This window comes from Porticoccus sp. GXU_MW_L64, from assembly GCF_052983295.1.
The window spans coordinates 229,164-247,224 of the sequence record NZ_JBRKJK010000002.1 but is presented as its reverse complement, the minus strand read 5'-3'; the positions used below and the strand labels follow the sequence as shown (position 1 = coordinate 247,224).

Sequence of the window (18,061 nt, the reverse complement as noted above, 5' to 3'; positions counted from 1 at the left end):
ATCTGCTGGAGATTGCCACGGCCTTCGGCCTCGCAATGACGGAAGTGTCCTCGCGACGATTGATTCACTGCGTATCGAGGTTGGCGGATTTGGGGAAAAGCTCAACCCGCGAAGTGCTCACGCGATGCACTTCAATGTCGAAGGATTCTTCCAGGGTAGATAACAAAATGTCGGTTTTACCCGCTGGAAAGTAGCCGCCGATGGCCATATCGCGAATCGATTCTTCCACCACAATGTCAGTGTTGGTGTAGCGACTGACTTCATCAACCACTTCACCCAGCGGCTGATTATCAAAAATCAGCATGCCACTGCGCCAGGAAAGCTCTTTGGTCAGCTCTTGTTCGGATTTTTTCTCGACACTTTGTATGCTGTCTGCCAGCAATGTGCGCTGCCCTTTGCTGAATCTGCCCAGGGTTTTTTGCGGGGTCAGCTGATTCAGCTGGCTCCGTTTTTGTGAGGCTGTAGCCTCAATAGCCGCGAGTTCTATGGTGCCCTCAGACACAATGACCTCTACGCTATTGTCGTCTTTGATATACACAGAAAAGGCGGTACCAATAGCTTTTACGGCAACGTCTCCGGCGTAAACAATAAACGGCTTGTCCGGCTGATGGGCGACGTTAAAGTGTGCCTCGCCACTGACCAGGTGAACCAGGCGGGCATCGCTTTGGTAGTCAATTTGCGCTTTGGTATTGGTGTTCAGCTGCAGGTCGGAACCGTCTGGCAAATCCACTTTCTTGATTTCGCCGACAAGAGTGCTGTGGGTTTGCTGGTAGTCACCAAACAGCAACGGTTTTGCAATCAGCACGGCAACAATGGATATTGCTGCAAAAGCACAGGCAGCCAGGGCAAACCTGAATGGGCTGCGATGGCGGGGCTGTTGACTGGCGGCCAGGGGTGAGTGTCTTTCAGATTGGAGAGAACGCCTTTCGGTTTGAGCCAGCAAGTCAGTGAGGTAGCCGTCCAGCCCGTCCCACATGGCGGCAACCCGCTTGAATTCTTTTTGGTGCGCTTTGTCTTCCAACAGCCACTCCCGGAACTCAGCCAGCAGAGACTCACTGGGTTCGCCATCCAGTTTGGCGGCCCAGAAGTAAGCTTGTTCCGTAACATCGGGCGTATCCCGCTTGCCGGACTTGTTGATGTCAACAATATTCATCAGGAACGATGCTCTATAAACGAAACCAGGTTATTTATAGTGGGAGCCACCTCACCCGGATTTTCTTGCGAACTACTATTGGCATTGGCGGCCATAAACTGGTCACAGCGCCTCATGCCATTAATCACGTGTTTCTCAACGGTGCTCACGGAAATACCCAGTTTGTGGGCTATTTCTTTGTGGCTGAAGCCGTACACCTTGCGCAAAATAAATACTTTGCGGCATTGGGTGGGCAGGGCTTCCGTCAGCATTGTATAAAATTTATTCAGCTCTTGCCGGGCCATTTCGCAGCTTTCCACAGAAGACTTACTGTCTATGACCTCGGAAATCTCAAAATCCTCTATATAGCGGGCAACTTTTCGCTGATTTTGAGTGATTCGGTTCAGTGCCAGGTTTTTGGCAACCTTGAACAGGAATGGACGGTGGGCCTTTATTTCGGTCTTTTTCTCGGCGTTGGATACCCTGATAAAGGTGTCCTGTAAGATATCTTCCACATCTTCACGCCGTACCAGTATCTTTAACAGATAGTGTTTGAGCTCGTTTTCCAACCCCAGAAAACTGCCCAGAATCCCCGACCGTTGGTTGTGTTGCGACTTGTTGGGCATATATATGACCTGTGAGTACGCTTATGAAATGTATTTTTATATGAGAAATGGTAGCACTGTTGGTGTCTTATGAAAACACCTTGCGCAACAGGCCGTTTTGTGGGTGAATGGCACTGCTCCAGTGTGGTGCAAGAAGGTTTTGTAAGTCTTTGTATTTATAGCTAAATAATATTGTTAATAACCGGTTTGGTGGATTGTTTTGGCTGGTGCGCCATTATTTTTACATTTTTTTTACCGGTATATAGAGGGTTTGCTCAAATGGGAATGTCTTCTTCATGAGCGCAACGATCCACCCTGGTTCATCAGGCTTTATATCAACCGCCATTGCTGCGCTCATGCGAAATAGTATGAGAAAAGTGTCAGCAGGGCTGTTGTATCTTCTGTTGGTGGTTTGTGTTCCATCCGGATTGCAGGCTGCGGAACAGCAGTATCAGTTCGACATTCCCGCTACTGATTTGGCAATGGCGCTGCGCCTGATGGCACAGCAGTCCAATACGCCACTACTTTTCTCCCACAGTGATATTGGTGATACCCGAAGCCAGCCTCTTAAAGGGCAGTATTCGGTTCGCGAAGCACTGGCTATTTTGCTTAAAGGTTCCCGGCTTGCCGGGGAATTTAATCAAAATGGGGTTTTAACCATTGCTATGGTAAAAGCCCGAGAAGGGGGTAAAGATATGCCTTTTAAAAAGAAAACTGGTCTGGCCGCGTTTATTGCAGCAATTACAGGTGCCGGTGCGTCCGCTGGAGTATTGGCTCAGGAAGGCGCAGGGGATATTCAGGAAGAAATTGTTATTAAAGGGATTAGAGGCTCGCTGGAACGTTCTTTGAGTATTAAAGAGAACTCTACCGGTTTCGTTGACGCTATCAGTGCAGAGGATGTGGGTAAGCTGCCTGACCAGAATGTGGCTGAGGCGCTACAGCGAGTTCCTGGTGTTGCGATTCAGAGAAATCGCGGCGAAGGTGACTTTGTATCTATTCGCGGTCTGGGGCCGGAGTTTGTTCGCGGCACAGTAAATGGCCGCACATTGTTAAGTGCTACAGAATTTGTAGACCCGAATATTAACGGTGGCATTAATACCAGTACTGGTCGTGCGTCCAACTTCGATATTCTGCCATCAGAAATTATCAATACTCTTGAAGTAATTAAAACCTCATCGGCCAAGCATGTAGAAGGTGGTATTGGTGGTGTGGTTAACTTGAAAACTGCCAGACCGTTGACACTTGGTCACAAACTGGCTGGTACTATTCAGGGCGTTTATCGAGACTTTAATGAAGATACAGACCCGTCTGTTTCTGGCTTGTACAGCTGGGCGAATGACTCAGAAACTTTTGGTATTTTGACTTCTGTTTCCTACTCAGAGCGTTCTATTCGTGAAGACCTGTCTCGTACCTTTGGTTATTTCCCGTCTGCTGCTGTAGGTACCGTTGGTCCTTTCGATATCGATAACGATGGTACCAGTGACGCTGTTACAAGCATCCCGTTCCCACTGTCCAACAACCTGGAATCCATCAGCGAAAGCCGTGATCGCTATACCGTAACCAGTACTCTCGAGTGGTCACTGGATGATGGTAACACCGACATTGTGGCGGATATTTTTTATACCAACCGCGAAATTAGTTCATCTGGTTCCAACTTGATCTTCCTGCCAATTCCCTTTCCCGGCGACTTGTCTGGACAGACTGTAAACCCCGACGGCAGTATTCAGGTAGGTGATCTGGTTAGCGGCGGTGCATTTACCGTTATTCCTTCTTCTTTGCGTCCTGAGTTGACCACTGACTTGCAAGATGCGGAAGATGAAAATATTGCTTTTGGCCTGAATGTCACTCGTGAAGTTGGTTCATGGACACTGGTTGGTGATCTGAGCTATTCGAAAGCAGAGGGTATTAATCGCTTTGACCGAGTTCGCCACGATGGTAATAACGGCACTTTCCTGTTTGAAACTACGGTAACTGATGGTGGTTTCAACATCGTTCAGACCAATGCTGGAGGTGGTGCAAATACGGATCTCGGCAACGCTGATAACTTTGTTGTTTCTGTATTTGAAGATCGCATTGCCAATAACGATGATGAAGAATTGGCATTCCAGTTTGATGCCAAGAAAGACGTAGAGAGTAATTTTATTTCTTCATTTGAAATTGGTGCGCGCTACAGAACCCGTGAAAAAGAGAACACTCGTTCTTCGATAGTTGATGGTAGTGTTGTGAATCAGGGTGTAACAGCCGGAGCTGCCGGATTTATTCGCGGTGCCAGCGACTTTCTGGATGGAGGCTTCAATTCAACGTTTGCCTATGACAGCTTGGCATTTCCCGATAACGCCGCACAGCGTGCAGCTTTGGGTATTGTGAATGTAATCCCGAATGACCCATTTGGCACCTTCGACGTAGAAGAAAGCACTTTTGCTGCTTACTTTCAGGTGAATCTGGATGGAACCATTGGTGGTATTCCCTATGCTGGTGATGTTGGTTTCCGCGTAGTATCCACACAACAGGATGTAAATGGGTTTGATGCTGAACTTCGGGTTCAGGATAACGGCGGTCAGGATACAACTGTATTTGACGGCTTTACCTCAGGCGATGCAACTCCCTTCAGCTCCAGCGAAACATACAGCAACGTGCTGCCTAGCCTGAATCTGCGGTTTGAACTGAGTGAAAATCTGTTCCTGCGTGTGGCTGCGTCGAAAACATTGACTCGTCCGACATTTAACGACCTTTCACCGGGTCTGTCTTTAAACCCCAACTGTTCTTGTGACAATAACGGCGATAACTTTGCCGTTGCTGCTACCGCGGGTAATCCTGGGCTGTCTCCTTACGAATCTACCAACTTTGATGTTGGCGTTGAATGGTATTTTGCCGAAAGTAGCGCCCTTTACGTGGGTGTGTTCGACAAGGTTCTGGAAGATTACATCGCAGTTGTTACCAACAACAACGTAAGTAATCTGGGTAGTGCAAATATCCGCGCTATTGGTATCGAACAGGACGGCTCCTCCGCCCCCATCGCTCTGGACCAATTGAGCCAGCCAGATAACCAGGGTGAAGCTCAGGTAACGGGCCTGGAGTTTGGTTACTTGCACGCCTTTGAGTCCGGTTTTGGTTATAACTTTAATGTGACTTTGGCTGAAAACTCCGCTGAGTTTCTGGAAACCGGAGCCGACATCGCGTTCCCCGGCGTTTCCGACCTCAGCTACAACCTGACAGCCTTCTACGAAAAAGATAATTTCGAAGCACGTCTGTCGTACAGCTATCGCAGCGATTACCTGCTGGTTCCCGATGGTGTTGGCGGCTTGGGCAGTCAGATTTTCGCTGAGTCCTTCGGTCAGCTGGATGGTTCTATCAGCTACAGCCTGAACGACAGCGTTACTCTGTTTGCCAACGTGGTTAACCTCACGGACGAAGAACAAGAGCTGTTTGAAAGAATCCCAGGTGCTGGCGACAGATTTGAGTCGTTGTCTCATGTGGGTACACGTTTCGCCTTTGGTGTTCGTGGTACTTTCTAACCCTGATTCAAGGTATGGGCGCGGGAGCTTTTTGCCCATACCTTGATATTTACTATTCCCTCTATATTGGCCGGTAACTTGTGTTTCCGGCCTTTTTTTCTACACAGTGAATTGCTATGAAATTAAGCGTAAAAGAAAAAGTGGGCTTTAGCCTGGGTGATATGGCAGGCAATTTTGTGTATCAGTCAGTTGTTTTGCTACTGGCGTATTACTACACCGATGTATTTGGCCTGGATGCCACCACAGTAACGGCAATTTTTCTGTTTGTACGCATTTTTGATGCGGTAACAGACCCTTTGATGGGTGCTCTGGTGGATAGAACTCAGACACGCTGGGGTAAATACCGTCCATTCTTATTGTGGCTTTGCGTTCCTTATGCTGTGGCATCTGTGCTTGTGTTTACTGTTCCGGATTTAGAGCAGCAGGGGAAAACCATTTACGCCTACGCCACCTACGCGTTGCTGATGTTGTTATTTACCGCAACCAATATTCCTTATTTCTCTCTGGGCAGCGTAATGACTGCCGACCCCGCCGAACGGGTGTCGCTGAACTCTTATCGTTTTGCTGCAGCCACCGCAGGGGGGCTGATTATCGCTGCCTGTGTATTACCTCTGACGGATATTCTGGGGGGCGGTGACAAGGCGGTGGGCTACCGTCAGGCAATGATGGTTATGGCTGCTTTGTCGGTAGTGTTATTTCTGATCTGCTTTGCAAGCACCAGAGAGCGAGTAGTACCTGCCAGCAGTGGCAAGAAAAATTTTGCCAATGATTGTAAACAGGTTTTTGCCAATGACCAGTGGCGTCTACTGGGTTTGGCGGTATTGCTGGTCGTGGTGTCGCAAACTCTGAAAGGCACCATGTTTGCCTATTACATTAATTACTACGCCGCCGATGCGGGCATTACTCTGTCTGTATTTTTGTCGGTGTGGATGGTGGGGGGCATTCTTGGCAGTGCGCTGTCTAATTCGGTGACAAAAGTCATCTGTAAGCGCAACGCCTGGGTGATGCTGTGCTTTATTAGCGCAGTATTGTCGGTGCTCACCTACTTTGTTTCCGGCAGCGCCATGATCGCTATTCTGGTGGTGCAGTTTTTTGTGGGGTTTTTTAACCAAATGATGGCGCCGCTGATTTTCTCCTCCATGGCGGATGTGACCGATTACGGCGAGCTGAAATACAAGCGCCGCCTGGATGGTTTGATTTCTTCGTTTACCATCTTTTCCCTGAAAATCGGCCTGGCCATCGGCGGTGCCCTGGCGACTTATCTGTTGGCCACTTACGGTTATCAAAGTGGCGGAGTGGAGCAGGCGGACGAGGCTATTTCCGGGATTTTGTTTATATTTACCGTGATCCCTGCGGTTGGCTTTGTCTTGACTGCGTTAGTTTTGCAGCGTATGAGGCTGACATCTGCGGTGGTCAGTGAAAATGCCAGGCAGCTCGAACAATTGCGCTCCGAGGGCAATCGCGCTTAATTTTTTCAACAAAAGTCAATTTTGAGACTGAAAGCCAACCTCTTTCTAAGGTTTTGAAAAATTATTTACTGACGATAGCATCAAAAGGAGCGTCATCCCCGCGCAGGCGGGGATCCATATGGGGTATGGCACCAAAACTTTGCAATACGGTGGTTTCTGGATTCCCGCCTGCGCGGGAATGACGGGTTAGGAGGTTTTAAGCCCGATTGCCCTGGTTGCGCTCCTAAGATACCTTGCAAATCAAAGAGCCAAAAAGACAGGTATGGCGGCAATGAATAAAATACCCATGTGCCCGGAAGGGCCGCTGTTTTCCCGGCTGGTACAGGGCTACTGGCGGTTGTCTGAGTGGGGCTTGAGTGCCAGGGAGTGCCTGGATTATATCAAGCAGCACCTGGAGCTGGGCATAAGTACGGTCGATCACGCCCATATTTACGGCTATACACAAACAAACTGCGAACAGCTTTTTGGTGATGCTTTACGGCTGGAGCCCTCGTTGCGTGACCGACTTGAGATTGTTTCCAAGTGCGGGATTTATCCCGAAAACCCTGGCAAGGCCGCCCACTATGATACCGGTAGCAAAGCCATGGAAGCCTCCGTAAATCTGTCACTGAACCGCCTCGGGATTGAGCAATTGGATGTGCTGCTGATTCACCGGCCAGACTATTTGCTCGATGCGGACGAAGTGGCCGCCACATTTGAGCGGCTGAAAGCGGCTGGCAAGGTAAAGCATTTCGGGGTGTCGAATTTTACGCCTGGACAATTTGCGTTGTTGCAGTCTCGCCTGGACGCCCCTCTGGTCACCAATCAAGTAGAGATCAATCCCCTGCGTTTTGCTGTCACGGAAGATGGTACTCTCGATCAGCTACAGCAATTGCGCGTGCGCCCTATGGCCTGGTCTTGCCTGGCCGGGGGTGCCATTTTTACCGGCGACAGTGATCAAGAGAAAAGGCTGCGCAAGGTATTGACAGAATTGCAGGAAGAATTGGCAGCAAAGTCCCTTGATCAGGTGATTATTGCCTGGGTGCTGCGTTTGCCCTGTGGCGCCGTGCCGGTATTGGGCAGCCGTAGTATTGAGCGTACCGCTGCGGCAGTAGAAGCCGTTAACCTGAATATGAACAGGGAGCAGTGGTATCGGGTTTGGGAGGCATCGAAAGGACATCGAATACCATAAAGGGCACTTCTAAAAAATGCACCATTTCCGCGATAGCGGCGTTGGCGTCCCTATTTGTTTATGGGAAGGCGAGTCCTCATGTATTGCCGGGTTAATAATACCGCCGACAAATATCGGCTCCTTGTCCTGGCTACTTGGGATAAAGTGGCACCTCCTTTTATTCGTTGATCGTGCGCTGACACTGTTTGGTGACAATCTGTTCAACCCGTTGCAGTGCCGCATATTTGCCATAAAGGTTTTCGAAGTTTTCCCTTACGTGCTGCAGGTTCTCCAGCAGCCCGCTAGCAACATTCAGGACTTGATCCCAGAGGAACTGGGGACGCAAGCCACACTGGTTTGCCAGCGTATCCCAATGCTTCAGGCTTACAATCCCCGGATTTCTTTCATCGCCAACGGAAAAAGCCAGATGGTAATCAATGCGTTCTATGGCGCGGGTGCAAACCAGGTCATAAAAAGGTGCTAAGCGGATTTCACCATTGGCCTGGTGCAGCAGAGAAAGGTTTTTGGCATGGCCATCTGAGTTTCCCGCCAGGACGTTGAAGGCTTGCCAGCGAAGTAAGTGCTGCACGTCGTTGGCAGGGTCGGTGGAAACATCCTGCACCAGCTGATAACAGTCCGCAAATGTCGGTCCACCATCCTCCTGATACTTGCGTTCGTGCCCGAAGCCCAGCGCTTGACAAAAATCTTCCTGATGCAGCCTCCCAATCTGGCCGTTTTCAAGCGGGTGTCGATCATAACGCTCAATCAACGCATAGTGTGTGTCAGCTATTGAGCGCAGCTGGATGTCAACAACTGGCAGGCCGATGGATTCTGCCAGCAGGGTGGTAAATGTCTCGTAGGCGGGTAGATGACGATAATCTGATAGTTCGAATTTCAGGATGTGGCTGGAGGGAGACTCCTTCTTGGGTAGCCAGTAATCGTCGTCTTTCAACAGAACAGGGCATTTGTCCTGGGCTCCGGCCAAAGACAGCCGGGGGCGTTCATTGGCAGTCCAGGTGTACACCTGACCTCGGCGGGCAACCAGGTTGGCGAGCTCTTCGTCCGAGACTTTGTGGTACGCGTGCTCTGTTGAGGGTTGATGCTCTGCTTGCAATATGGAAAGCACGCCCGCGCATTCGCCACCAATGGCGCGAAGCAAATCAAAGTCGGTATTGGCGATTTTGAGGTCGCGAACTATCTGGTCGCGGACACCACCTTCCGGTAACAGGTTGGCGAAAAAACGATGAGCAAGACCTTCTTCCGGTGAAAAACCTTCTGCCTGCAAAGGCAAGGCGTGGGAGATGGCAAATTTACCTTGCGCCAGCCATTCATCTTCGTAACGAAAACCGATCAGCCCCTGGGTGTTTCGCCACAGGTAGCCGACGAGCCGTTGATCGCTCCAGACATTAAGGCCATCGGGGTCAAGCATGGCGTCCATCCTGTTTTGATGGCGGTCTGAATGGCGTGCCCCTACGGGGCTGAACCACCACTTCCAACCCCAATGTGCGTAGTGCTTGTAACACTTTGCCGAGCTCTGCGGTTTCCTTGCCGCGCTCAAATTCAGAAAGAAAGCGGGTGCTCAGATTACCCAATCCGGAAATCGTTTCCAGTGTCAGCTTCCGTTGTTTTCGGTGAGCACGCACAAGCTTGCCGAGCTCCTCGGTCGACCGAACCGCACCGTATTGCACCTGATCGTTGCTCATATTTCACCTGCAAAAAATTACCGTACGGTAAAAAATAGCATGCAAATGATACCAGGGCAACAAATATGTACCGTACGTGATAATTACGTGCATATTTAGCTCTTTGGTGAACATTTTGTCACGTACGATAAAGCCACAAAGTGGTCGCAGGCCGAGCACCATGGATGGTGTGAGTCACCGCAGCGTGGCGATCCAGCGGCTTTGCTTTTAACGCAGAGTGTAAAGAAACTGGATTGCCGCGCTTCGCTCGCAATGACGGTTTGGGTGGCGGTGAGTGATGCTGTTTATTGACTGGCTTCTACGGTTTGCTTCTGCGACCCCAAGCCCTCAATACCCAGCTCAATCACGTCACCCGGCTTCAGGTAAATAGGCGGCTTCTGGCCGAGGCCAACACCTGGAGGTGTACCGGTTGAGATCACGTCACCCGGTTGCAGGCTCATGTACTGGCTCAGGAAGCTGACAATAAACGCCGGGTTAAAAATCATGGTGGAGGTGTTGCCGTTCTGGTAGCGCTTGCCATTCACATCCAGCCACATGCCCAGGTTGGCGATGTCGTCAATTTCGTCTTTGGTGGCCACGTAAGGACCGATGGGGCCAAAGGTGTCGCAGCCTTTGCCCAAATCCCATTGGCCGCTGCGCTCCAGTTGGAATTCCCGCTCAGATACATCGTTACAGACAAAGTAACCCGCAATGCAGTCGGCGGCTTCTTCTTCGCTGACGTACGCAGTTTCCTTGCCAATAACCATGGCCAGTTCCACTTCCCAGTCGGTTTTTTCACTGTTGCGGGGAATGACTACCGTGTCGTTGGGGCCCATGACGGAGCTGGTGGCTTTCATAAATACCACTGGTTCTTCGGGAATGGGAGCGCCAGTTTCGGCGGCGTGGTCGGCGTAGTTCAGGCCGATGCAAATAAACTTGCCGATATTGCCAACGCAAGCGCCAATGCGTACATCGCCTTCCACCAGGGGCAGGCTGTTGACGTCGATGGCTTGCAGTTTGGCCAGGCCTTCAGCGGTGAATGCCGCGCCGTCGATGTCGGCGATGTGGCCGGTCAAACTGCGGATATTGCCGTCGCTGTCCAGAATGCCCGGTTGTTCGTTGCCCGGTGTGCCGTAGCGGAGTAGTTTCATGGTGGTTCCTCGAAATGAGTTAATTATTCGTCATTGCGAAGGAGCGTAGCGACTGTGGCAATCTCGTGATTCCTCTGCTGGATTCTGGAGATTGCTTCGCTGTGCTCGCAATGACGAGGGGGTCAGTTATTCAACGTCACAAATCCGCCATCAATGGGGAAGTTGCACCCGGTAATAAAGCTGGCTTCGTCGGAGCACAGGTAGGCAATAATACCGGCCATTTCTTCCGGTTTTCCCATGCGCCCAATGGGTTGTGTGTTGGACAGTTTTTCGAACATTTCCTGTTGATTGTCCGGGTAGTTGGCGGCCAGAAAGTTGTCTACAAATGGCGTGTGAACACGCCCCGGGGCAATGCAGTTACAGCGTATGCCGTCTTTAATAAAGTCTTTGGCCACAGACAGGGTCATGGTCAGTACCGCGCCTTTGGTCATGGAGTAGGCGAAACGGTCGACAATGCCCACCGAGGAGGCTACCGATGCCAGGTTCAAAATGACGCCGTGCTTGCGCGCTTTCATGGCCGTAATTAATCCCGCCATGGTGTTGTAAGTGCCTTTTATATTGACGTTGTACAAACGGTCCAGGTCTTCTTCCGCGCACTGTTCAATACTGCCAATGTGGGCAATGCCTGCGCTGTTGACCAATATGTCGATGGGGGTATTGCCATCCAGCTCTGCCAACAGTTTTTTGGTATCTTCGGTGTTGGAAATGTCGCAACCGTGGGCGCTGGCAGTGCCACCTGCGGTCTGGATTTGCTCCACTGTTTGCTGTGCGGCTGCCTGGTTTAAATCCAAAATTAATACGTTTGCACCTTCTTGCGCCAGGCGCAGGCACACACTTTGGCCAATACCGCTGGCACCGCCGGTAACCAGGGCGGTTTTGTTGGTGAATCGTTGGGTCATGGTTTTTCCTGCTAATAAAGTTGAGTCATCCCGTAGGGTGGATTAGCGTAGCGTAATCCACCAATGGTGTGGCGCAGTGGTGGATTACGCTGCGCTAATCCACCCTACAGGTCAATTTCGTTCATGCCGACAGTGGCAAACAGCTTGGGCCAATGGGTTCAAATTGTTTGTAGGTCAAAATAAATTCCTGGTGGCCCATTTCTTCGGATTTGCTGGGGTTGCCTTCCGCCACGGAAATCACCTGTTGGTAAATTTCGTCGCCAACGGTATCTACATTGCCTTCGCCCTGCATGATTTTACCTGCATTGACGTCCATGTCTTCCGACATGCGCGCGTAGGTTTCCGGGTTGGCGCAAATTTTAATCACCGGCGAGATGGCAGAGCCTACAACAGAGCCGCGACCGGTGGTGAACAGCACCACGTGGCTGCCAGAGGCGATCAGTTCAACAATTTCTGCGTTGTCAGAAATGTTCGGGAAGCCAAATTTGGGGTCGCCATCGGGCACCACATCCATCAAATACAAACCGCCGGTGGGTGGAATATCGCCGGGTTTGATCAGACCGTGAATCTGCGAATCGCCGGATTTGCAGTAGGCACCCATGGATTTTTCTTCCTGGGTGGTCAGGCCGCCTTCGGCGTTGCCCGGTGCAAAGCTGCCGTAGCCCATGGCGGTGTAGTAATCGGAGGCCTTGATCATGGCAGATTCAATTTCTTTGGCCAGCTCCGGGGTGGCGGCGCGTTCGTACATGGTGTCTTCGCAGCCGATCAGTTCGCCGGTTTCTTCAAAAATACAGGTGGCATTTTGTTCCACCAGTTTGTCAAAACAGCGGCCAACAGCGGGGTTGGCGGTAATGCCACTGGTGCCGTCGGAGCCGCCGCAAATGGTGCCTACCACCAGTTCGTCCACGGTCATTGGCACTTGTTCGACATCGCGGGTTTGCTCCAGAAGTTGTTTCACTTTGGCCACGCCCGCGTCAATGGTTTTGCGGGTGCCGCCTTCGTTTTGAATCACCAGTGTGGCTACAGGGCGGCCACTGGCTTCGATGGCCTGCTGCAACGATTCGCGGTTAAAGCCTTCGCAACCCAGTGAAATAAGCAGTACACCACCCACGTTGGGGTGAGTACAGAGCTTGTCCATCATGTCTTTGGCGTAGTCGTTGGGGTAGCAACCGGGGAAGCCAATCAGGTGTACCTGATCGGTGTCGTTTTGCAACTGGCTTTGCATCACCACCTGGCGCGATACGTGGTGCGCGCACTCCACCAGATAGGCAACCGCTATCACGTTGCGAATGCCTTTGCGACCGTCTTGTCGTAAATAACCTTTCATGCGTATTAACCTCTTACTTGCTTAACCCTTCGCGGGTGTGGCTGGCGATGTAGTCACTTTTCATGTTGTGCATATGCACATGGCGGCCAATACCAATGTCGGTGGTACTGGAGCCGATGGCTGCGCCGTATTTGAGAATTTTGTCACCGTTGGCAATGTTGTTCAGCGCCACTTTGTGGCCGACGGGAATGTCTTCCGCCACGCGCACAGGGGTGCCGTTGATGGTGATGGTTTCGTCCACAGAAATGTTGCGGCGGCTCACGCCAATGTTGTCGCTGCTGTGCAGGCGAATGATGTCGTCCACGGATTGTGCCATGTGGCGTCTCCTATAGTCGGTAAAAACTCTCGGCGCTGCCGCCCAGAAGTTGTTGTTTTTCGGTGTCGGTCAAATGTTCAATCAGCGCCAGGCTGAGGCTGCGCCACTGGCCGTAGTCCATGCTCAAGTTCACCACCGGCCAGTCGCTGCCCCACATCAGGCGATTGGCGCCAAAGCAGTTGTACAGGTGGTCGAAGTAGGGCTGGATATCTTTTTGGCCGGTGCGTTCACCGGCCTCGGTCACCAGGCCGGATACTTTGCACATGGCTGTGGTTTGTTCGGCAATGGCGGCAATATCATCGCGCCATTGCTTTATGGACAAGTGTTCGGGGTCGCCACTGGCGATATCCGGTTTGGCGGCGTGGTCTACCACGGTGTTTAAACCGGGGTAGCGTTGCAGCAGGGTCAGCAGGTTGGGCAGGTGCCTGGGCAATACCAGGGCATCGAAGCTCAGGCCGTTGTTCTGAATGGCGTTAAAGGCGTTGTCCAGTTCTGGCTGCAACATCCAGTTGTCGTCGGCAATATCCTGAATCATTGGCCGAAAGCCTTTCAGGTAGGGATTTTTTGCCAGTTCGCCAATGCGTTGTGCGGCATTGCTGGCGGCCATATCCACCCAGCCGACCACACCGGCGATAAAGTCGTTTTGTGCAGCCAGTTCCAACATGTAGCGGGTTTCGGCTTCACTGTCCGCCGCTTGTACCAGCACGGTTTTTTCAATACCGGCATCGGCCAGACAGTCGCTGAGGTTCACAGGCAAAAAATCCCGGTACAGCGGGCCAAGATCTGCGGTGAGCCAGCGGTAATCACCGCGCGCGATTTTCCAGAAGTGTTGATGGCTGTCGACGATCATTACAGACCCCCTGGTAACGGTGCCGCTTCGTCAACAAGGTTTTTATCGCGAATTGCCTGCCAGAATTCGGCAGGGATCCGGGTATCGATCAGCGCTTGCGTCTGAGCGATGCGGCGCGGATTGCTCATGCCGGGGATAACACTGACCACCGATGGGTGTGCCAGCGGGAATTGCAGTGCCGCTGCCGCCAGTGGAATGCCGTGTTGTTCGCACAGTTCTTCCAGTTGGCGCACTTTGTCGATGACGTGCTGCGGTGCCGGGCCGTAGTCGTAATACAGGGTGCCGCCTTTTTTGGTGCCGGTGGCCAGAATACCTGAATTGTAGGCACCGCCGATAACAATGGAGCAGTTGCGCTGCTCGCACTTGGGCAAGAATGTGCTTAGGGATTCCTGCTCCAGCAGGGTGTAGCGCCCAGCCAGCAGGAAGCAATCCCAGTCGCCGTGTTCCAGGGATTCTTCACACACCTGATATTCGTTGACTCCCAGGCCAATGGCTTTTACCAGCCCCTGGCTGCGCAGGCTGTCCATGGCTTTGTAACCACCGTCCATGGCAATGGGCATATGGTGGTCGTTGGCATCGCCGTGAGTGACCCGGCCGATGTCGTGCATGTACAGAATGTCGATGCGGTCCAGGCCGGTGCGCTGCAGGCTATCTTCAAACGAGCGCATAATGGCGTCGTAGCTGTAGTCGTAGTGAATGTCAAAAGGCATGGGTGAGCGATAGCAGTGACGTTCTTCCGCATAACCTGCTGGCTTTAATAAACGCCCCACCTTGGTGGACAGCACGTAATCGTCGCGGCCACGCAGCACATCTCCCGTGCGGCGTTCCGACAAACCCTGGCCGTAGTGAGGGGCGGTATCGAAATACCGGTAACCACCGTCCCAGGCGGTGTTTAAGGTGTTTTTGGCATCGTCGTCGGCCACCGGGTTATACAGGTTGCCCAGCGGCGCGCAGCCAAAGCCAAAGGTATCGATGTGTAAATCGGTATTGCCGACTTTGCGTTTTTCAAAACTCATAGAGTGTTTTCCTGATCCGTCATTGCGAGTCGCGAAGCGACGTGGCAATCCAGTGTCTTAAAGGCAAAGTCGCTGGATCGCCGCGCTTCGCTCGCGATGACGAGGGTTTACGACTTCGCCGCCCGTTGCTCACAAAACTTTTGTTTACAAATAAAGTCCATCAACTGCGACAAACCGTATTTCCATTCTGGGATTTTGTGGCAGTAATTTACCCAGTTCACCAGCTTGCCAAGTTTGGTGGAGGAAATTTCCACCCGGTCGCCCACCTGGTGAGTAAAGCCCAAACCGGGCTCGCCACGGTCTTCGGTGGGGGCGAACATGGTGCCCAGGAACAGCACCAGGCCGTCCGGGTACTGGTGGGAGCGATTACACACTTGCTCAATAATGCTTTCCGGGGTGCGACTGATCTGGTTCATTTTGTTGGCACCGGAAGAGTGGAAGCCGTCTTCGCCAACCAGGGTGAGTTCCACTTCGGCGGTTTTTACATCGTCCAGGCAGAAGGTGTCGTCGAACAAACGAAACATGGGGCCAAGGCAGCAGGTGCCGTTTTGGTCCTTGGCTTTGCCCAGCAGCAGGGCACTGCGGCCTTCGTAATCCCGCAGGTTGACATCGTTGCCCAGGGTGGCGCCAATCATGCGGCCATCGGAGGTGACCAACAGGGCGACTTCCGGTTCCGGGTTGTTCCACTGGCTGGTTTCCAGAACCCCCAGTTGTGCACCGGAGGTGATGGCAGACATGGCCTGGGACTTGGTGAATACCTCCACGTCCGGGCCGATGCCTACCTCCAGGTATTGTGACCAGAGGCCGGCTTTGATCAGTTCCTCTTTTAGTGCCATGGCAGCGTCACTGCCGGGCACCAGGCTGTGCAGGTCATCGCCAATGCTGGCTTGAATCACCGCGCGGATTTCCGCAGCTTTGTTGGGGTCGCCGCCGGCCCGTTCTTCGATCACCCGCTCCAGCATGCTCACCGCAAAGGTGACGCCACAGGCTTTGATGGCCTGCATGTCAGAGGGTGCCAGCAGGTGGGGTTTGTCCGCTTGTGTGGCGTCTTCCGGCAGCCGATGGAACAAACTGTTGGCCAGCAGTTCTGCCAGTGAACAAACGGTGTTGCCTTCGGCCTGACGTACCGCGTTTACCGGATTGCTGCTGGCAACCACAGCTGCCATGGTTTCAAAGGTGCCTGATAATTCAACAATTTGCTCGTTGCGCACGGTAATCACGTGGGGACCGGCAAACCCTGTGGGGCTGTGGCTAGCGGGCAACCAGGCACGACCGACCCAGGTGCCTTCGTTGCCGTTTTTGGGCAGGCTGTTGGTGAGTTCGATGCTTTTTACGGTGGCGTAGTTTGCTAATGACACGGCTTACTCCTCTACCTTGGCCTGGGTGTATTGGCTATCCAGCAAACGCCACAGGTTCAGCGGGTTGGCGTTTTGCAGTTCTGGAGGTAGCAAGCTGTCCGGACAGTTTTGGTAAGCATTACGCATGCAGAAACGCACCGCAGCCGGCGTGCCAACACTGGTGGCGGCGGCTAGGGATGAAGCAGGGTAGGGGCCGCCGTGTTGCATGGATGGGCACACCTCCACACCGGTTGGGTAGCCGTTAAACAGAACGCGGCCCGCAACGCGGGTGAGCTGTTGCAGCAGTTTTTTTACCGCCGGGTTGTCGTAATCTTGCGTGTGAAGGGTGGCGGTGAGGTTGCCTTGCATGGCATCGGCAACCTGTTGCATTTGTGCAACAGAGTCGCACTCCACCAACAGGGATGCGGGGCCAAAGACTTCATGCAGCAATGCCGGGGTTGCCAGAAAGTCACTGGCACTGACGCGCATCAGGGTATTGTTGGGTTGCAGCGGATTGCCAGCGGTGGCGCCGCCGCTGAGTACATCCACGCCAGCGATGTCAGCGCGCTCTTGCAAGGCATTTTGCAGGGCGCTGGCAATACCGGGGTTGAGCATGGAACCGGTCGCCTGGGCAGAGACTTCAGTGGCCAGCTTGTCCGCCAGTTCACCTTTCAGGGTGACAATTAATCCCGGCGAGGTGCAAAACTGGCCAACACCCATGGCGATGGAGGCGGCCAGGCCACTGGCCACTCCCTCCATATTGGTTTCCAGTGCATCCGGCAGGATAAAAACAGGGTTAATGCTGCCCATTTCGGCAAATACCGGAATGGGAACGGGGCGCTGTGCCGCCAGGTCCATCAACGCTCGGCCACCGGCCACCGAGCCGGTAAAGCCTACTGCTTGAATAGCGGGCTGTTGCACCAACTGACCGCCCAATTCGTTGCCAACGCCTTGTAACAGGGAAAAGGTGCCAGCGGGGTAGTTGCACGCAGCGATGGCCTTGTCCACGGCTTTGGCGAACAGTGTAGAGGTCATTGGGTGGCTGGGGTGTCCTTTCACCACAATGGGGTTGCCCGCTGCCAGTGCTGAAGCGCTGTCGCCCCCCAGAGTGCCGAAGGCAAATGGGAAGTTTGACGCACCAAATACGGCCACGGGGCCGATGGGGTTGAGCATGGCGCGTATGTCCGGCTTGGGCAGCGGTGCGCGGTCTGGCTGGGCGGTATCAATGCTGGCCTGCTTCCAGGAGCCTTCTTCTACCATGTCGGCAAAGGCACGAATCTGGCCACAGGTGCGGCCGCGCTCCCCTTGCAGTCGCACTTCGGGCAAGCCAGTCTCTTGCATGCCGGTGGTAATCAGCTCATCGCCAAGGGCCTCGATTTCGGTGGCGATTTGGCGTAAAAAAGCGGCGTTTTCAGCAGTTGTTTTTTGCGACAGTTCGGGCATGGCTAGTGCCGCTGCAGCGCAGGCAGCGGTAATTTCTGCCTCGCCACAAGTGCCGCATTCCTGCAGGGCTTTATCGGCAACCGGGTCCCAAGAGGTAAAGGTTTTGCCCGGGGCAGAAAGCCACTGGCCGGCGATGTAGGATTGTGGTTGGTGTGACATGTCAGTGCTC

Annotated in this window: 15 protein-coding genes; 3 read left to right on the top strand and 12 right to left on the bottom strand. The window is 52.8% G+C overall.

The genetic code is table 11. The features are described from left to right. Nucleotides 1-64 precede the first annotated feature (64 nt). The gene (locus ACVBEJ_RS02815) at nucleotides 65-1,153 is read right to left on the bottom strand and encodes a FecR family protein (RefSeq protein ID WP_447128078.1); all 1,089 of its coding nucleotides are present in this window, start codon (nucleotides 1,151-1,153) and stop codon (nucleotides 65-67) included. Continuing rightward, nucleotides 1,153-1,758 carry an RNA polymerase sigma factor gene (locus ACVBEJ_RS02810; RefSeq protein ID WP_447128077.1) on the bottom strand — a complete coding sequence of 202 codons (606 nt, stop codon included), beginning with the start codon at nucleotides 1,756-1,758 and terminating at the stop codon, nucleotides 1,153-1,155. Before ACVBEJ_RS02810 ends, ACVBEJ_RS02815 begins: the two co-directional genes overlap by 1 nt. Nucleotides 1,759-2,033: 275 nt before the next feature. Here ACVBEJ_RS02810 and ACVBEJ_RS02805 point away from each other — a divergent pair, with 275 nt between their 5' ends. The 3 genes from ACVBEJ_RS02805 to ACVBEJ_RS02795 all read left to right on the top strand — a co-directional run bounded on the left by ACVBEJ_RS02805 (nucleotide 2,034) and on the right by ACVBEJ_RS02795 (nucleotide 7,892). Beyond that, nucleotides 2,034-5,252 carry a TonB-dependent receptor gene (locus ACVBEJ_RS02805; protein ID WP_447128076.1) on the top strand — a complete coding sequence of 1,073 codons (3,219 nt, stop codon included), beginning with the start codon at nucleotides 2,034-2,036 and terminating at the stop codon, nucleotides 5,250-5,252. A gap of 116 nt (nucleotides 5,253-5,368) precedes the next feature. After that, on the top strand, nucleotides 5,369-6,721 hold the full coding sequence (locus ACVBEJ_RS02800) for a glycoside-pentoside-hexuronide (GPH):cation symporter (protein WP_447128075.1): 1,353 nt from the start codon (nucleotides 5,369-5,371) through the stop codon (nucleotides 6,719-6,721). Nucleotides 6,722-6,992: 271 nt separating this feature from the next. After that, a complete protein-coding gene (locus tag ACVBEJ_RS02795; RefSeq protein WP_447128074.1) occupies nucleotides 6,993-7,892 on the top strand; it encodes an aldo/keto reductase in 900 nt (299 codons plus the stop codon). A 157-nt stretch (nucleotides 7,893-8,049) separates the two neighbouring features. Here ACVBEJ_RS02795 and ACVBEJ_RS02790 read toward each other — a convergent pair whose 3' ends face one another. The 10 genes from ACVBEJ_RS02790 to ACVBEJ_RS02745 all read right to left on the bottom strand — a co-directional run bounded on the left by ACVBEJ_RS02790 (nucleotide 8,050) and on the right by ACVBEJ_RS02745 (nucleotide 18,051). Next, complete coding sequence (locus tag ACVBEJ_RS02790; RefSeq protein WP_447128073.1) at nucleotides 8,050-9,300, bottom strand: HipA domain-containing protein; 1,251 nt, start codon at nucleotides 9,298-9,300, stop codon at nucleotides 8,050-8,052. Next, nucleotides 9,293-9,574 carry a helix-turn-helix domain-containing protein gene (locus ACVBEJ_RS02785; protein WP_447128072.1) on the bottom strand — a complete coding sequence of 94 codons (282 nt, stop codon included), beginning with the start codon at nucleotides 9,572-9,574 and terminating at the stop codon, nucleotides 9,293-9,295. The genes ACVBEJ_RS02790 and ACVBEJ_RS02785 overlap by 8 nt, the downstream gene beginning before the upstream one ends. Before the next feature lie 284 nt (nucleotides 9,575-9,858). After that, nucleotides 9,859-10,704, bottom strand: a complete 846-nt coding sequence (locus tag ACVBEJ_RS02780) for a fumarylacetoacetate hydrolase family protein (RefSeq protein WP_447128071.1) — start codon at nucleotides 10,702-10,704, stop codon at nucleotides 9,859-9,861. 122 nt (nucleotides 10,705-10,826) lie between these two features. Next, the gene (locus ACVBEJ_RS02775) at nucleotides 10,827-11,603 is read right to left on the bottom strand and encodes an SDR family NAD(P)-dependent oxidoreductase (RefSeq protein WP_447128070.1); all 777 of its coding nucleotides are present in this window, start codon (nucleotides 11,601-11,603) and stop codon (nucleotides 10,827-10,829) included. 121 nt (nucleotides 11,604-11,724) lie between these two features. After that, nucleotides 11,725-12,930 (bottom strand): UxaA family hydrolase, encoded by a 1,206-nt coding sequence (locus tag ACVBEJ_RS02770; RefSeq protein ID WP_447128069.1) that lies wholly within the window; start codon nucleotides 12,928-12,930, stop codon nucleotides 11,725-11,727. A 13-nt stretch (nucleotides 12,931-12,943) separates the two neighbouring features. After that, nucleotides 12,944-13,246, bottom strand: a complete 303-nt coding sequence (locus tag ACVBEJ_RS02765) for a UxaA family hydrolase (protein ID WP_447128068.1) — start codon at nucleotides 13,244-13,246, stop codon at nucleotides 12,944-12,946. A gap of 10 nt (nucleotides 13,247-13,256) precedes the next feature. Continuing rightward, nucleotides 13,257-14,096, bottom strand: coding sequence for an amidohydrolase family protein (locus ACVBEJ_RS02760; protein WP_447128067.1), 840 nt, complete (start codon nucleotides 14,094-14,096; stop codon nucleotides 13,257-13,259). Continuing rightward, nucleotides 14,096-15,112 (bottom strand): aldo/keto reductase, encoded by a 1,017-nt coding sequence (locus ACVBEJ_RS02755; RefSeq protein WP_447128066.1) that lies wholly within the window; start codon nucleotides 15,110-15,112, stop codon nucleotides 14,096-14,098. Before ACVBEJ_RS02755 ends, ACVBEJ_RS02760 begins: the two co-directional genes overlap by 1 nt. Before the next feature lie 107 nt (nucleotides 15,113-15,219). Then, complete coding sequence (locus ACVBEJ_RS02750) at nucleotides 15,220-16,470, bottom strand: fumarylacetoacetate hydrolase family protein (RefSeq protein ID WP_447128065.1); 1,251 nt, start codon at nucleotides 16,468-16,470, stop codon at nucleotides 15,220-15,222. A 3-nt stretch (nucleotides 16,471-16,473) separates the two neighbouring features. Next, nucleotides 16,474-18,051: an aldehyde dehydrogenase (NADP(+)) gene (locus ACVBEJ_RS02745; protein WP_447128064.1), complete on the bottom strand. Its 1,578-nt coding sequence runs from the start codon at nucleotides 18,049-18,051 to the stop codon at nucleotides 16,474-16,476. Nucleotides 18,052-18,061 lie beyond the last annotated feature (10 nt).

Excerpts from the sequence above, each read along its gene's own strand:
- ACVBEJ_RS02815 (WP_447128078.1), bottom strand. The coding sequence starts at position 1,153 with ATGAATATTGTTGACATCAACAAGTCCGGCAAGCGGGATACGCCCGAT.
- ACVBEJ_RS02810 (WP_447128077.1), bottom strand. The coding sequence starts at position 1,758 with ATGCCCAACAAGTCGCAACACAACCAACGGTCGGGGATTCTGGGCAGT.
- ACVBEJ_RS02805 (WP_447128076.1), top strand. The coding sequence starts at position 2,034 with ATGAGCGCAACGATCCACCCTGGTTCATCAGGCTTTATATCAACCGCC.
- ACVBEJ_RS02800 (WP_447128075.1), top strand. The coding sequence starts at position 5,369 with ATGAAATTAAGCGTAAAAGAAAAAGTGGGCTTTAGCCTGGGTGATATG.
- ACVBEJ_RS02795 (WP_447128074.1), top strand. The coding sequence starts at position 6,993 with ATGAATAAAATACCCATGTGCCCGGAAGGGCCGCTGTTTTCCCGGCTG.
- ACVBEJ_RS02790 (WP_447128073.1), bottom strand. The coding sequence starts at position 9,300 with ATGCTTGACCCCGATGGCCTTAATGTCTGGAGCGATCAACGGCTCGTC.
- ACVBEJ_RS02785 (WP_447128072.1), bottom strand. The coding sequence starts at position 9,574 with ATGAGCAACGATCAGGTGCAATACGGTGCGGTTCGGTCGACCGAGGAG.
- ACVBEJ_RS02780 (WP_447128071.1), bottom strand. The coding sequence starts at position 10,704 with ATGAAACTACTCCGCTACGGCACACCGGGCAACGAACAACCGGGCATT.
- ACVBEJ_RS02775 (WP_447128070.1), bottom strand. The coding sequence starts at position 11,603 with ATGACCCAACGATTCACCAACAAAACCGCCCTGGTTACCGGCGGTGCC.
- ACVBEJ_RS02770 (WP_447128069.1), bottom strand. The coding sequence starts at position 12,930 with ATGAAAGGTTATTTACGACAAGACGGTCGCAAAGGCATTCGCAACGTG.
- ACVBEJ_RS02765 (WP_447128068.1), bottom strand. The coding sequence starts at position 13,246 with ATGGCACAATCCGTGGACGACATCATTCGCCTGCACAGCAGCGACAAC.
- ACVBEJ_RS02760 (WP_447128067.1), bottom strand. The coding sequence starts at position 14,096 with ATGATCGTCGACAGCCATCAACACTTCTGGAAAATCGCGCGCGGTGAT.
- ACVBEJ_RS02755 (WP_447128066.1), bottom strand. The coding sequence starts at position 15,112 with ATGAGTTTTGAAAAACGCAAAGTCGGCAATACCGATTTACACATCGAT.
- ACVBEJ_RS02745 (WP_447128064.1), bottom strand. The coding sequence starts at position 18,051 with ATGTCACACCAACCACAATCCTACATCGCCGGCCAGTGGCTTTCTGCC.